The sequence below is a fragment of the Kitasatospora sp. NA04385 genome (assembly GCF_013364235.1).
GTDB lineage: Bacteria > Actinomycetota > Actinomycetes > Streptomycetales > Streptomycetaceae > Kitasatospora.
The window spans coordinates 4,738,797-4,752,643 of record NZ_CP054919.1; the positions used below are offsets into that span (position 1 = coordinate 4,738,797).

Here is a 13,847-nt window from a genome sequence, read left to right on the forward strand (position 1 = left end):
CCGCCGAGACACCGGCCGCCGAGACACCGGCCGCCGAGACACCGGCCGCCGAGACGCAGAACCGGGGCGCGGGGGGTGGCCCCCCGCGCCCCGGTCCGGGCGGATGGCGCGCGTCCTACTGCCAGTTGTCCTGCCGCGGCTGGGCCGGCGGCGCCTGGTGCGGGACGGGCGCCGGGGCCGGGTGGCGCGGGTGGTGGCGGTGGCCCCGGGGGTGCCGGGTGAGGGTGTAGCCGAGGACACCGGCGAGGGCGGCCAGGACGCCGCCGGCGACCGTCCACCACCAGCGGGTGTTCCAGCCGGAGAAGAGGTCCGAGTACCAGTGGCCCTCCTCCTCGGCGGGCGCGGCGGCGTACGACGCGCTCGCGCTCGGCGCCGGGGTGGCCGCCGCCCCGGCCGCCGTCGCACCGGCGTTCACCGGCGGCACCAGCGGGTCCTTCAGCGAGCCGCCCTCGGGCTGGGCGTCGTCCGCGCCGCCCTTGGTGGCGACGTGCACGTGGACGGTGGAGGCCAGGCCGAGGTCGGTCTGCGGGATGTCCGTGGTGGACAGCCGGACGTAGTACGTGCCGGGCAGCGGGTCGCCGGACCAGGGCTCGGCCCAGGAGCGGATCTGCCGCAGCGTGCAGCTCAGCTCCAGGGTGGCCGCGCTCTGCTCGGCGGTGCCGTTCTGCGGCCCGGCGGTGCAGGACTGCCGGCGGCGCAGGCCGTCGAACAGCTCGACCGTCCAGGTCTGCGCGCCGTGCCGGTCCGCCGCGTCCGGCAGGGTGACCTTGACCTGGACGGTCGGGGTCTGGCCCTCGGCGGCGGGGAACGCCCAGTACAGGTAGTCACCGGTGGAGACCGGGACGTCCGCGTCCTGGCCGGAGGCCAGGGTGGTCGCGGTCAGGAAGCTGGTGCCCACCGAGTTGAGCACCGGCTTGGCGGTGCCGGACGCCGACGCGGACGGCGAGGCGGACGGGGACGCGGCGGAGGCCGGCGCCGGGGCCAGCAGGAGCAGGCCGGTGAACGCGGCGGCCGCGGCCGCGGCGGTGCGGAAGGTGCGCATCGTCAGTTCTCCCGCCAGACGGCGATCCGCCAGCGTGCCAGCCAGCCGAAGATCAGACCGGCCAGCAGGCCGGCCAGGGTCAGGACACCGAGCAGGATCCAGCCGCGGCCCAGGCCCATCGCGGGGCCGTCCGGGGCCGGGGAGGCCGCGGCGACGTCCACCGTCAGCTCCAGCGGCAGGCCCGGGTCGGCCTGCACGGCCGCCTGCGGGGCGAAGGAGTTGCTGACCACCAGGCACACCGTCCGGGCGGTGGCGGCCGTGGAGCCCGAGCCCTTCGACGGGGAGGCGGAGGCCGCGTCGGAGTCGTCCTCGGACGCGGACCAGCGCACGCCGGTCGACGCCACGTCGGTGCGGCCCGACCCGGCGTCGCTGCCGCGCACCAGCTCCTGGCCGGTGGTGTCGGTGGCCTGCAGCAGCACCCCGTAGTCGCGGGCGACGGCCCGGTCCGGGGTGACGCTGACCGAGGCGCGCAGCTCCTCGCCCGCCTTCACCGGCACCCGGTACACCCGGTGCTCGGAGAACTTCTCCCGGTCGGTGTAGACGCCGGGCGTCAGGATCGGGGCGTCCGCGCACCGGTCGGCGCCGGCCACCTTCGCCGGGGCGACGGCGTGGGTGTCCTGGGCGCGCTCGACCAACTGCTTGACGCGCTTGGTCAGCTGCTCCTGGCTGCGCACGTCGGTGAACGTGCCGCCGGTCGCGTTGGCGATGCAGAGCAGCTGCTGCCGGGTCTTGTCGTCGTGCGCCAGGCCGAGGGTGTCGATCACCAGGTGGATGCCCTGGCTGGCCAGTTCGCGGGCCACGTCGCACGGATCCGGCGGGGCGCAGGTGTCCTCGCCGTCGGTGATCAGCACGATCCGGCGGGTGGTCGGGCCGGTGCCCAGGTCCTGGGCGGCGGCGCGCAGCGCGATCCCGATCGGGGTCCAGCCGGTCGGACGGACGGTGGCGACGGCCGTCTTGGCCTCCGTCTTGTTCGTCCGGCCGACGGGGTAGAGCTGCTGGGTGTCCTTGCAGCCCTCCTTCTGGTCGTTGCCCGGGTAGGTCGCGCCGAGGGTGCGGATGCCGAACTCGGTCTCCCCGGGCAGCGCGTCGATCACCTCGTTGATCGACTGCTGGGCGACCTCCATCCGGCTCTTGCCCTGGATGTCGGTGGTGCGCATCGACCCCGAACCGTCCAGGATCAGGTCGACCTTGGGGGCCTCGGTCGCGGCGGGCGGCGCCCCGGGCTCGTCGGCCTGCGCGGGGAAGGCGCCCAGCCCGGTGGCCACGACTATCGTCAGGGCCCCGAGCAGGGCGGCCGCGCGGGCCGTCCGTCGTGGTGTGGTGGCTGTGATCACCCGCCGATCCTAGGGACCGTCAGTTCGATCCGCCCAACGCGGGTGGTGGGCGGCGCCTACCCTGAACGCACGGGCGGAGCGGGGGAGGAGAGCGCATGACGGTGCGTCTGGCCGGGGTCGGCAAGCGCTACGGGCGCGGCGGCCGGTGGATCCTCCGGGACGTCGCCCTGACGCTCCGGCCGGGCGGGACCGTCCGGATCGAGGGCGCCAACGGCACCGGGAAATCCACCCTGTTGAAGGTCCTGGCGGGCGTCGAGCGGGCCGACCTGGGCACCGTCGAGGTCTCCGGCAGCCGGGCCTACGTGCCCGAACGCTTCCCGCCCGCACTGCCGTTCGCCGCCCGCGACTACCTGCGCCACCTGGCCCGGGTCCGCGGCCTCACCGCCGAGCAGGGCCGCCGCCGCGCCGATTACTGGCTCGAACGCTTCGGCATCGCCGGGTACGCGGACACCCCGATCGGCCGGCTCTCCAAGGGCACCTGCCAGAAGGTCGCGGTCGCCCAGGCCCTGCTGGCCGAGGCGGACCTGCTGCTGCTGGACGAGGCCTGGACCGGGCTCGACCGGGCGGCCCGCGGCGAACTCGACGCGGCGGTCGCCGAACGAGCCGCCGCCGGCGGCCTGGTGGTGTTCGTCGACCACGACCCGGCCCGGCTGGCCGGCCTCACCACCGCCGGACACCTCGTCAGGGACGGCGCCCTGCACGCCGTCCCGCTCCCCGCGGCGGACCGGGACGGCCCCCGCGCGGTGATCGTGGTCCGCGCCGAGCGCCTCCCCGCGCACCTGCCCGGCGACCCCGAGCGCAGGCCGCTCGCCGACGGCTCCACCCGCCTGGAGGTGGCCGCCCCGTACTCGGACGTGCTGCTGCGCCGGCTCCTCGACGCGACGCCCGCCGTGCACGTCCACCGGGTGGCCTCCCCCGCAGAGCCCGGCGGGCCCGCAGAGCCCGGCTGGCCCGGCTGGCCCGGCGGGCCCGGAGCACCCGGAGCACCCGAAGCGCCCGAAGGAGTCCGGCCGTGACGCTGCGCGCCCTGACGCGGTACCACCTGGAACTGCTGGTGCGTTCGCAGCGCTGGCTCGCGCCCGCCCTGACGTACGCGGTGGTGCTGGGCCTCGGCCTGTCGGGCGGGGACGACGTGGCGGGGGCGGCCGCCTTCTCGGCGGGGCTGCTGGTGCCGGTGACGGGCTGGCTGGTGCGTGCGGCGGTGGGGTCGGAGCCCCCGCAGTCCCGGGCCTGCCTGGTCGCGGCGGCCGGGTGGCCGCGCACGCACCTGGCCGCGCTGCTGGCGGCGCTGCTCACCGGGCTGGGCCTGGGCGCGGCGGGGCTGGCCGCGGTGCTGGCGCTGGGCAGCGGCGGGTCGGGCGCGGCGGTCGCCGGGGGCGCGCTGGCCACGGCGGTGTGCGCGCTGTCGGGGGCGGCGGTGGGCGCGGTGTGCAACCGCCCGGTGCTGACGGGGGCGTACGCGGTGCCGCTGGGCCTGGGCGGGGCGGTGGCGGTGCTGCTGCTGCCGGGCTCGCCCGCGAACGCGGTGGTGCGGGCGCTGGTGCTGGCGCGCGGCGGGCCCCGGCCGTGCCGTGGTGGACGCTCCCGGCCGCGGCGGCCCTGGCGGCGGGGTGCTGCTGGGCGGCGGTGGCGGTCGCGGTCCGGCACGGCGACTGAGCGCGGCCGCACCGGCAGGAAACGGACACACCGTCCTCGATCGGATTAAATATGGCGAATTCTGGCTAGGGTGCTGGGAGACGTGCCCAACGCCTGTCGGAAGGAAGCCCGCCGTGAGCAACCTGTTCGCGATCGCCTACCCGGATGTCGCCACCGCGCAGAAGGTCCGTGACGAACTGGTCGGCCTGCAGAAGCAGAAGCTGATCGACCTGGAGGACGTCGTGGTGGTCGAGCGCCGCGAGGACGGGAAGATCAAGCTGCACCAGGCGGTCTCCAACACCGGCATGGGCGCCGCCTCGGGCGCGCTGTGGGGCGGCGTGATCGGCCTGCTGTTCTTCATGCCGTTCCTGGGCGCGGCGGTCGGCGGCGCGACCGGCGCGGCGGTCGGCGCCTCCACCGACACCGGCGTCGACGACAACTTCATGCGCCAGGTCGGCGAGAAGCTGGACCCGGGCAAGGCCGCGGTCTTCGCCCTGGTCCGCTCGGCGACGCAGGACAAGGTGATCCCGGCGGTCGCGCAGTTCGGCGGCGAGCTGATCCAGACCTCGCTGAGCCACGAGGAGGAGGAGCACCTGCGGGAGATCGCCAAGGCGGCGTACCCGGCGTCCACGCTCTGACGCACCCGCAGACTCCCTCCGGCGGGGTGCCGGGCGCGCGTCGCCCGGTGCCCCGCCGTCCGTGCCCCTTCGAGCTGGCGAGGACGGCTGGCGGTGGCGACTGACTCCGCGACCCGGGCGGCCCGGGTGCCCCGTGCGCGGCGGGCCGGCACCGGGCGCTGGACCGAACTGGTGCTGGTGCTGGCCGCGGTGGGCCTGGCGGTGTTCGGCTACGTCGAGGTCGGCGTCAACCTCGACGGCAAGGCCCCGCCGGACGCCGCCCAGTACGGCGGGGCGCTGGGCGTGCTCGCCCTGCTGGCGCACGCCGCGGTGCGCTGGCGGGCCCGGTGGGCGGACCCGCTGCTGCTGCCGATCGCGGTGCTGCTGAACGGCATCGGCCTGGTCGTCATCTACCGGCTGGACCGCAACACCCCGAACAGCGAGGCCGCGCCCACCCAACTGCTCTGGTCCACCCTCGGCGTGGGCCTGTTCATCGCGGTGCTGCTCCTGCTGCGCGACCACCGCCGGCTCCAGCGCTACGCGTACGTCGGGGCGTTCGTCGCGCTCGTCCTGCTGGTGCTGCCGGTGTTCTTCCCGCCGGTGTACGGCTCGCGGATCTGGATCACGCTGGGCCCGCTGTCCTTCCAGCCCGGCGAGTTCGCCAAGGTCCTGCTGGCGGTCTTCTTCGCCGCCTACCTGGCCGCGCACCGGGACGCGCTGGCGCTCACCGGCCGCAAGGTGCTCTGGTTCCAGCTGCCGCTGGGCCGGGTGCTCGGACCGGTGCTGCTGATCTGGGCCGCGTTCGTCGGCGTGCTGGTGCTGGAGACCGACCTCGGCACCTCGCTGCTGTTCTTCGGCCTGTTCGTGGTGATGCTGTACGTCGCCACCGCCCGCACCGGCTGGATCGTGATCGGGCTGCTGCTGTCCGCGCTGGCCGCCGTCGGCGTGGGCTGGCTGTCGCCGCACGTGCACAGCCGGGTCACCGAGTGGCTGCACCCGCTGGCCTCGATCGACGCCGGGCAGGGCGCCAACCAGATCGCCCAGTCGCTGTTCGCGTTCGCCTGGGGCGGCCAGCTCGGCACCGGCCTGGGCCTGGGCCACTCCGCGCTGATCGGCTTCGCCACCAAGTCGGACTTCATCCTGGCCACCGTCGGCGAGGAGCTCGGACTGACCGGCCTGTTCGCGGTCTTCCTGCTGTACGCCCTGCTGGTCTCCCGCGGCTTCAAGACCGGCATCGCGCTGCGCGACCCGTTCGGGCGGCTGCTCGCCATCGGCCTGGCCGCGCTGGTCGCCATCCAGGTGTTCGTGGTCGCCGGCGGCGTCCTCGACCTGATCCCGCTGACCGGCATGACACTGCCGTTCATCGCCCAGGGCGGCTCGTCCGTGGTCACCAACTGGGTCATCGTGGCGCTGCTGGTGCGGATGAGCGACCTCGCCCGGCGGCCCGCCCCCGAGGAGGACGCGTGAGGTTCACCCGGCCCCCGGGCACCAACGGCGGACCGCAGGGGCTGCCCGGCATCTCCACCACCGGACGCCGGGCCGGCACCTTCTGCATGCTGCTGATCGTCGCGCTCGCCCTCCAGGCCACCCGCGTCCAGGTGTTCCAGAAGAAGGAGCTCGACCACAACGCCGCCAACCAGCGCGCCACCATCCAGCGCTACTCCCAGCCCCGCGGCAACCTGCTGGTGGCCGGCCAACCCGTCACCGGCTCCACCGGGACCGGCGGCCGGTACGCCTACCAGCGCACCTACACCGACGGCGCGCTGTACGCCGCGGTCACCGGCTACTCGTCCCAGACCTACGGCAACACCCAGCTGGAGGGCGTCTACGACGACGTGCTCTCCGGGACCGCCCCCGAGCTGGCCGGCTGGGCGGTCTGGGACGCGGTCACCCGGCAGCAGCAGCCCGGCGGCGACGTGGTCACCACCATCGACCCGGCCGCCCAGCGCGCCGCGGTGCAGGGGCTCGGCAACCAGAAGGGCGCCGTCGCCGCGATCGAACCCGCCACCGGCCGCATCCTCGCCCTCGCCTCCACCCCCAGCTACGACCCCGGCAGCTTCGCCGGCACCTCCGCCGCCGACCAGGCCGCCTGGAACAGGCTCCAGGCCGACCCCGACCAGCCGATGCTCAACCGGGCGCTGCGCCAGATCTACCCGCCGGGCTCCACCTTCAAGGTGGTCACCGCCGCCGCCGCGCTGGCCAACGGCGTCGTCACCGACATCGACGCGCCCACCGACGCCCCCTACCCGTACGTCATGCCCGGCACCACCACCCCGCTCAACAACGACACCGGCGCCTGCAACCGGGCCGGGCTGTCGCTGGACGAGGCGATGACGCTGTCCTGCAACAGCGTCATGGGCTACCTCGGGGTGCAGACCGGCCTCGACCGGATGACCGCGATGGCGCAGAACTTCGGCTTCAACGACACCAGGCTGGACACCCCGGTGCGCGCCGCCCGCTCCAACTTCGACACCGACATGAACGAGTCCCAGCTGGCGCTCTCCTCCATCGGCCAGTACGACACCGCCGCCACCCCGCTGGTGATGGCCATGGTCGCCGCCGGGGCCGCCGACAACGGCCAGGTGATGTACCCCCAGCTCGTCGACAAGCTCACCAAGGCCGACGGCAGCCAGGTCCAGCTGATGCACCCCCGCCTCTACCACCAGGCGTTCGGGTCCTCCGTCGCCCAGCAGCTCCAGCAGCTGATGGTCGGCGTGGTCGAGAACGGCACCGGCCGCAACGCCCGCATCCCCGGCGCCGAGGTCGGCGGCAAGACCGGCACCGCCCAGCACGGGGTCGACAACACCGGCACCCCCTACGCCTGGTTCATCGCCTGGGCCCGCCCGGCCGGTTCCACCGCCGTCCCGCCGGTCGCCGTCGCCGTCGTCATCGCCGACAGCCAGGCCGACGACGTCACCGGCGGCGGCCTCGCCGCGCCCATCGCCAAGTCCGTCATGCAGGCCGTGCTCGACCGGTAGCCGGGCCCGGCCCGGCGGCCGCGCCCGGCCGTCCCGCCGCGCCCGGCCGTCCCGCCGCCGGGCCCAAACCGGTAGGAAGAGCGTCATTTGGTAATGTCCCGGTCCGATTCCCCACCAGAAGGACACCGATGAGCACCACCGGCCTGCTGCGGCGCAAGCCAGTCGACACCCTGATCGCCGAAGCGGGCGGCACCGGAGCCGGGCACCTGCGCCGCTCCATCGGCCTGTGGCAGCTGTCCGCCATCGGCATCGGCGCCACCGTCGGCACCGGCATCTTCTTCGTCCTCACCACCTCGGTGCCCGAGGCCGGACCCGCCGTCGTCCTGTCCTTCGTGATCGCCGCCGTCACCGCCGGCCTCACCGCGCTCTGCTACGCCGAACTCGCCTCCGCCATCCCGGTCTCCGGCTCCTCCTACTCGTACGCCTACGCCACCATGGGCGAACTGGTCGCCTTCGGCGTCGGCATCTGCCTGCTCATGGAGTACGGCGTCTCCGCCTCGGCGATCGCCGTCACCTGGGGCCAGTACCTCGACCAGTTCTCCGACCTGGCCTTCGGCGTGCACCTGCCCGCCGCGCTCACCGCCCCGCCCGGCGCGGGCGGGGTGGTCAACCTGCCCGCCGTCGTGCTGGTCGTGCTGGTCACCGCGCTGCTGATCCGCGGCGTCGGCGAGTCCGCGAAGGTCAACGCCGCGATGGTGGCGGTCAAGCTCGCCATCCTGCTGCTCTTCGTCGCGGTCGGGCTCACCGGCTTCACCGCCGGGAACTTCACCCCGTTCGCCCCCAACGGCTGGGACGGCGTGCAGACCGCCGCCTCCACGATCTTCTTCTCCTTCATCGGCCTCGACGCCGTCTCCACCGCCGGCGAGGAGGTCCGCGAGCCGCGGCGCACCCTCCCGCTCGCCATCCTGATCTCGCTGGTGGTCGTCACCACGCTCTACATCGCCGTCGCCGTCACCGCCGTCGGCGCCCAGCCCTGGCAGGAGTTCGACGGCCAGGAGGCCGGCCTCGCCCAGATCCTGCAGAACGTCACCGGGCAGACCTGGCCCGCCCTGGTGTTCGCGGGCGGGGCGATCGTCTCGATCTTCTCCATCACGCTCGTGGTGATCTACGGCCAGACCCGCATCCTCTATGCGATGGGCCGGGACGGGCTGCTCCCGCCGCCGTTCACCCGGGTCTCCGCCCGCACCGGCACCCCGGTCTGGAACACCCTGGTGGTCGGCGCCGCGGTCGCCGTCCTCGCGGCGGTCTTCCCGCTCAAACTGCTGGCCGACATGACCTCGATGGGCACGCTGGTCGCCTTCACGGCCGTCTCGATCGGCATCGTCGTGCTCCGCCGCACCCGCCCCGACCTGCCGCGCGGCTTCAAGGTCCCGTTCTACCCCGTCACCCCGGTGCTCAGCGCCGCGTTCTGCGTCTACCTGATCACCAGGCTGCACGCCGACACCTTCGTCGCCTTCGCGGTCGTCCTGGCGCTGGCGGCGGTGCTCTACTTCGCCTACAGCGCCAAGCACTCCCGCCTCGCCCGCGGGCGCTGAGCACCGCCGGGGGCGCTCAGCCCTTGTTGCCGACCGCCAGGACCCGGGAGACCGCCGGGCCGGCGGCCGCGGAGCCGTGGCCGCCGCCCTCGACCTCGGCGGCCACCGCGAGGTTGCCGGAGTAGGCGGTGAACCAGGAGTTCGCGTTCGGGCTGGTGTCGACCTCGGCGGTGCCGGTCTTCGCACCGGAGCCGGCCGGCAGCGCGGGCGAGACCTCGGAGGCGGTGCCGGACTGGACGGTCTTCACCATCAGCGACCGCAGGCTGCCGAGGACGTCGGGGGAGAGGTTGCGGGCGGCCTTCGCCTGCTCCAGGCCGGGGATCAGGATCGGCTGGTGGAACACGCCGGACTGCACGGTCGCCGCGACGGACGCCATCGCGAGCGGGTTGGTGCGGATCTTGCCCTGGCCGATGAACTCGCTCGCCGCGCCGGCCATGTTGCCCTCGACCGGGACCTCGGTGTCGAAGTTGGACAGGCCGGTGTGCCAGACCAGGCCGAGCCCGAACACGTCCTTGGCGATCGCGGGCAGGCTGCCCGGCTTGAGGACGTCCTTGCCCTTCTCGATGAAGGAGGTGTTGCAGGAGTGGATGAACGCGTCGGTGAGCGTGTAGTCCGGGTGCGCGCCGGGCTCGTCGTTGGAGACCGACTTGCCGGTGACCATGGTGGTCTCCGGGCAGGGCATCCCGGTGGTGGGGGTGACCCCGGCCTCCAGCAGGGCCGCCGAGGTGAGCACCTTCATGGTCGAGCCGGGTGCGGTGGCGCCGGAGAAGGCCCGGTTCTGGCCGGTGGAGGGCGAGAACGCGTACGCCAGGATGTTACCGCTGCTGGGCTCGATCGCCACCAGCGAGGCGGGCTTGCCGCCCTGCGCGGCGACCTGCTGCTCGGCGGCGCCCTGCAGGTCCGCGTCCAGGGTGAGCTTGAGGTTGGGGACGGGCTTGGGCTCCTTGACGGTGAACAGCTTCTCGTCGGTGGCCTTGCCGCCCGCGGACGCCGGGGTGGAGATCACCACCCCGCTGCCCGCGTTCGCCGGGTCGCCGTCCTGCGGGGCCGCGCTCTTGAGCTGGTTGAGCAGGCCGACCAGCGAGGGGTAGCCGCCGAGCGGCTTGCCCTTGCGGTCGGTGACGGCGGCCGGGGCCGCGTAGAGCGGCTTGACCGTGATGGTCTCGCCCGCGTCCAGCTTGGGGTGGATGACGCTGGGGGCCCAGTGGACGGCGGCGGTGCCGTCGCTCATCTTCACCACGCCGAGGACGCCGTCGTAGTTCCAGGGGGTGCCGGTGTCGGCGAACTCCAGCGAGGCCTTGAAGCCCTCCAGCACGCCGGTGGGCGCCGGGCTGCCGGTGGCCGACGCGGACGCCTGGGCGGAGGCCGACGCGCTCGCGGACTTGGCCGCGGCGGGGCTCGGCGCGGTGGTCGGGCCGCCCGCCGTGAGGTGCACGGCGCTCGGCTTCACCCCGTCCTGGAAGGCCTGCAGCGCGGCCTGCGCCTTGTCCGGGTCGTCGGTGAGCTTGGCGGCCCCGTACAGGTCGCCCTTGGCCCAGGCGTCCAGGAAGGCCTTGGCGCCGGACGCGGCGAGCTCCGGGCCGGGGGGCTCGGCGACCACGGTGCGCGGCTTCTTCGCCCCGTCCTTGCCGGAGTCGCCCCCGGAGACGAGTGCGTACGCCCCGTACCCGCCGCCGAGGAGCACCGCAGCGGCGATGACGGAGACGCCGATCTTCGCGCCCTTGTTCACGTCGAGTCCCCCATGGAGTGTCGTGGCCGTCGTAGTTCAGCGGCCACGACACCATAGGCAGACGTCTTCCGTGCACTCACGACACGGAACCCTTTTGTGACAGTTCCGGTACACGTGATCGGCCCGGCGGCGGCCGGGCCCGCTAGATCCAGCTGTCGAGCCACATCCGGGCCCGCCAGTCGTCCATCGGGATCGTCTGGCCGGTGTAGATCGGGTAGAAGTACAGGAAGTTCCACATGATCGCGACGACCAGCAGCCCGGCGCCGGTGGCGCCGGCGAGCCTGCGGTCGGGCGAGGCGTCGGCGCGGCCCAGCATCGCGCCGATCATCATGGTCACCGCGAGCACCAGGAACGGGACGAAGCACACCGCGTAGAACAGGAAGATCGTCCGGGCCTGGTAGTTGAACCAGGGCAGGTAGCCGGCGGCCAGCGCGCACAGGATCGCCCCGGCCCGCCAGTCGCGGCGCATCACCCAGCGGTACAGGCAGTAGATCAGCGCGACGATGCCCGCCCACCACAGGAACGGGGTGCCGATGGCGAGCACCTCGCGGGCGCACTCGGTGGTGGTGCAGCCGGCCTGGCCGTTCTTCGGTGACTCGTAGAAGAACGAGACCGGGCGGCCGACCAGCAGCCAGCTCCACGGGTTGGACTGGTAGGTGTGCGGGTCGTGCAGGTTGACGTTGAAGTGCCAGATCTCGTGGTGGTAGTGCCACAGGCTGCGGGCCCAGTCCGGCATCCAGCCCCAGGTGTCACTGGGGTTGTTGGCCGCCCAGTCGCGCAGGTAGCCGCCCTTGCCGGGCGCGGGGGAGGAGACGATCCAGCCGGTCCAGGTCAGCAGGTAGGTGACGCCGGCGGTCAGGCCGACCGACACCGCGGACCAGGCGAAGTCCCACAGGCCGCGCAGGTTGCGGCGGCTGCCCGCCAGCCGGCGGGCCGAGGAGTCCCAGAACCCGGCGAGCAGGACCAGGGCGAGGACCGCCGGGGCGCCGCTCCACTTGGTGCCGGTCATCAGGCCCAGGCAGACCGCCGAGGCGATCCGGTAGGGCCGCCGGCCCAGGTGCCACCAGTCGGCGCCCGCGCCCCGCGCCAGCCGCTCGGCGATCAGGGCGCGGCTCCTGTCCCGGTCGACCAGCAGCAGCCCGAACGCGGCCAGGAACCAGAACATCACCACCAGGTCGAGGATCGAGGTGCGGCTGAGCACGAAGTGCAGCCCGTCCACCGACAGCAGCAGGCCGGCCACGCACCCCAGCAGGGTCGAGCGGAACATCCGGCGGGCGATCCGGGCCAGCATCAGCACCGAGAGGGTGCCGAGCACGGCCACCATGAAGCGCCAGCCGTACGGGTTCATGCCGAAGAAGTACTCGCCCAGGCCGATGATCCACTTGCCGACCGGCGGGTGCACCACGAACGCCGCGGTGTCGCTCGGCGACACCACCGGGTTGGGCGCGGTGATCAGGCCGTTGGCGTCGCCGGGCCAGTTCGCCTCGTAGCCTCGGTCCCAGAGCGTGTACGCGTCCTTGGCGTAGTACGTCTCGTCGAAGATCAGCGCGTGCGGGCTGCCGAGGTTGGCGAAGCGCAGCACGCCGGCGAAGACCGCGACGCCGACCGGCCCGAGCCAGCCGGCCCACCGGCACAGCCAGGACCACAGCGGGGCGGGCAGCCGGACGCCGAACCTGGCGAGCACCGGGGAGGGCTCGACGACCGCGGGCGTGACCCCCGGGCCGTCCGGCATCGGCGGCACCAACTGCTCGGCCGCGGAAGCGCGTTGCCGCTCCCGGTAGCCGACGCCGGACAGTGCGCGGGCCCATCGGGAGGCCGGTTCGGGCTCCGCGCGCGGCGCCGGAACGGCGGCCGGGTCGGCCGGTTCCAGCACGGTCACGCCGCCCCGCTCAGGGTGGTCCATACCACTCTCCATGTCGCCGTTCACGGGCCACATCGTAGGGGCAATGGCTGAAGTCACAAGGGGTCCCCGACCCTCGCTCGCCCCCGCACCCGCTCCACCAGCCCCGGGCCGGCCGCCGGTAGGGGAGGATGGTGCCCGTGACTGGTGTTCTCGTACTGGCAGGTACCCCCATCGGCGACGTCGAGGACGCGCCGCCCCGGCTGCGCGCCGAGCTCGCCGGGGCCGACGTCATCGCGGCCGAGGACACCCGGCGGCTGCGCCGGCTGACCCAGGCGCTGGGCGTCGTGCCCGCCGGCCGGGTGGTGTCCTACTTCGAGGGCAACGAGGTGGCCCGCACGCCCGAGCTGGTGGCCGCGCTGCAGGACGGCTCCCGGGTGCTGCTGGTCACCGACGCGGGCATGCCCTCGGTCTCCGACCCCGGCTACCGGCTGGTGGACGCCGCCGTCGCGGCCGGGATCAAGGTCACCGCGGTGCCCGGCCCGTCCGCGGTGCTGACCGCGCTGGCGCTGTCCGCGCTGCCGGTGGACCGCTTCACCTTCGAGGGCTTCCTGCCGCGCAAGGCCGGCGACCGCGCCCGGCAGCTCGCCCAGGTCGCCGCCGAGCCGCGCACCATGGTGTTCTTCGAGGCCCCGCACCGGATCGCCGAGACGCTGGAGGCGATGGCCGCCGCGTTCGGCGCCGACCGCCCCGCCGCGGTCTGCCGGGAGCTGACCAAGACCTACGAGGAGGTCAGGCGCGGCCCGCTGGGCGAGCTGGCCGCCTGGGCCGCGGACGGCGTCCGGGGCGAGATCACCGTGGTGGTGGCCGGTGCCCCGCCCGCCGCGCCCGAGGAGGTCGGCCCGGCCGAGCTGGCCCGCAGGGTGGCCGTCCGGGAGGAGGCCGGGGAGCGCCGCAAGGAGGCCATCGCCGCGGTCGCCGCCGAGCTGGGCCTGCGCAAGTCGGTGGTGTTCGACGCGGTGGTGGCGGCCAAGCACGCGCCCTGACCGCCGCCGGGCCGAGCCCGGCGCCCCGCCCGGCCCGCCCGGCCCGCCCCGCTCCGGCGCTCTCCGGTGCTCCCGGAGCGTCACCGTCCGT

General features: G+C 74.2%; 11 protein-coding genes. 7 read left to right on the forward strand and 4 right to left on the reverse strand.

Going from position 1 to position 13,847, the window contains the following annotated elements; all coding sequences use genetic code 11:
• Window positions 1-115: 115 nt before the first annotated feature.
• The gene (locus HUT16_RS21245) at window positions 116-1,042 is read right to left on the reverse strand and encodes a peptidase (protein WP_254897918.1); all 927 of its coding nucleotides are present in this window, start codon (window positions 1,040-1,042) and stop codon (window positions 116-118) included.
• 2 nt (window positions 1,043-1,044) lie between these two features.
• Complete coding sequence (locus HUT16_RS21250) at window positions 1,045-2,376, reverse strand: VWA domain-containing protein (RefSeq protein ID WP_254897919.1); 1,332 nt, start codon at window positions 2,374-2,376, stop codon at window positions 1,045-1,047.
• Window positions 2,377-2,471: 95 nt separating this feature from the next.
• Here HUT16_RS21250 and HUT16_RS21255 point away from each other — a divergent pair, with 95 nt between their 5' ends.
• From HUT16_RS21255 to HUT16_RS21280, 6 genes are all read left to right on the forward strand, one after another.
• Complete coding sequence (locus HUT16_RS21255; RefSeq protein ID WP_176189700.1) at window positions 2,472-3,392, forward strand: ATP-binding cassette domain-containing protein; 921 nt, start codon at window positions 2,472-2,474, stop codon at window positions 3,390-3,392.
• Window positions 3,389-4,081, forward strand: coding sequence for an ABC transporter (locus tag HUT16_RS21260; RefSeq protein WP_176189701.1), 693 nt, complete (start codon window positions 3,389-3,391; stop codon window positions 4,079-4,081). Before HUT16_RS21255 ends, HUT16_RS21260 begins: the two co-directional genes overlap by 4 nt.
• 64 nt (window positions 4,082-4,145) lie before the next feature.
• Window positions 4,146-4,649 carry a DUF1269 domain-containing protein gene (locus HUT16_RS21265; RefSeq protein ID WP_176189702.1) on the forward strand — a complete coding sequence of 168 codons (504 nt, stop codon included), beginning with the start codon at window positions 4,146-4,148 and terminating at the stop codon, window positions 4,647-4,649.
• A gap of 126 nt (window positions 4,650-4,775) precedes the next feature.
• Entirely contained in the window at window positions 4,776-6,095 is a 1,320-nt protein-coding gene (locus HUT16_RS21270; RefSeq protein ID WP_254898338.1) for an FtsW/RodA/SpoVE family cell cycle protein, read from the forward strand.
• An 86-nt stretch (window positions 6,096-6,181) separates the two neighbouring features.
• A complete protein-coding gene (locus HUT16_RS21275; RefSeq protein ID WP_176192788.1) occupies window positions 6,182-7,606 on the forward strand; it encodes a penicillin-binding transpeptidase domain-containing protein in 1,425 nt (474 codons plus the stop codon).
• 128 nt (window positions 7,607-7,734) lie between these two features.
• Window positions 7,735-9,141, forward strand: a complete 1,407-nt coding sequence (locus tag HUT16_RS21280; RefSeq protein ID WP_176189704.1) for an APC family permease — start codon at window positions 7,735-7,737, stop codon at window positions 9,139-9,141.
• A 16-nt stretch (window positions 9,142-9,157) separates the two neighbouring features.
• On the opposite strand, the gene HUT16_RS21285 is transcribed toward HUT16_RS21280, so the two are convergent.
• Both HUT16_RS21285 and HUT16_RS21290 read right to left on the reverse strand, forming a co-directional pair.
• A complete protein-coding gene (locus HUT16_RS21285) occupies window positions 9,158-10,870 on the reverse strand; it encodes a penicillin-binding transpeptidase domain-containing protein (protein ID WP_176189705.1) in 1,713 nt (570 codons plus the stop codon).
• A 142-nt stretch (window positions 10,871-11,012) separates the two neighbouring features.
• Window positions 11,013-12,773: a dolichyl-phosphate-mannose--protein mannosyltransferase gene (locus HUT16_RS21290; protein WP_176189706.1), complete on the reverse strand. Its 1,761-nt coding sequence runs from the start codon at window positions 12,771-12,773 to the stop codon at window positions 11,013-11,015.
• Window positions 12,774-12,910: 137 nt separating this feature from the next.
• Here HUT16_RS21290 and rsmI point away from each other — a divergent pair, with 137 nt between their 5' ends.
• Window positions 12,911-13,756 carry a 16S rRNA (cytidine(1402)-2'-O)-methyltransferase gene (gene rsmI / locus HUT16_RS21295; protein WP_176189707.1) on the forward strand — a complete coding sequence of 282 codons (846 nt, stop codon included), beginning with the start codon at window positions 12,911-12,913 and terminating at the stop codon, window positions 13,754-13,756.
• Window positions 13,757-13,847: the final 91 nt, after the last annotated feature.

Bases quoted from the DNA above. Each gene is read 5' to 3' on its own strand.
- HUT16_RS21275 (WP_176192788.1), top strand. From the start codon at position 6,182: ATGCTGCTGATCGTCGCGCTCGCCCTCCAGGCCACCCGCGTCCAGGTG.
- HUT16_RS21245 (WP_254897918.1), bottom strand. From the start codon at position 1,042: ATGCGCACCTTCCGCACCGCCGCGGCCGCGGCCGCCGCGTTCACCGGC.
- HUT16_RS21280 (WP_176189704.1), top strand. From the start codon at position 7,735: ATGAGCACCACCGGCCTGCTGCGGCGCAAGCCAGTCGACACCCTGATC.
- HUT16_RS21290 (WP_176189706.1), bottom strand. From the start codon at position 12,773: ATGGACCACCCTGAGCGGGGCGGCGTGACCGTGCTGGAACCGGCCGAC.
- HUT16_RS21255 (WP_176189700.1), top strand. From the start codon at position 2,472: ATGACGGTGCGTCTGGCCGGGGTCGGCAAGCGCTACGGGCGCGGCGGC.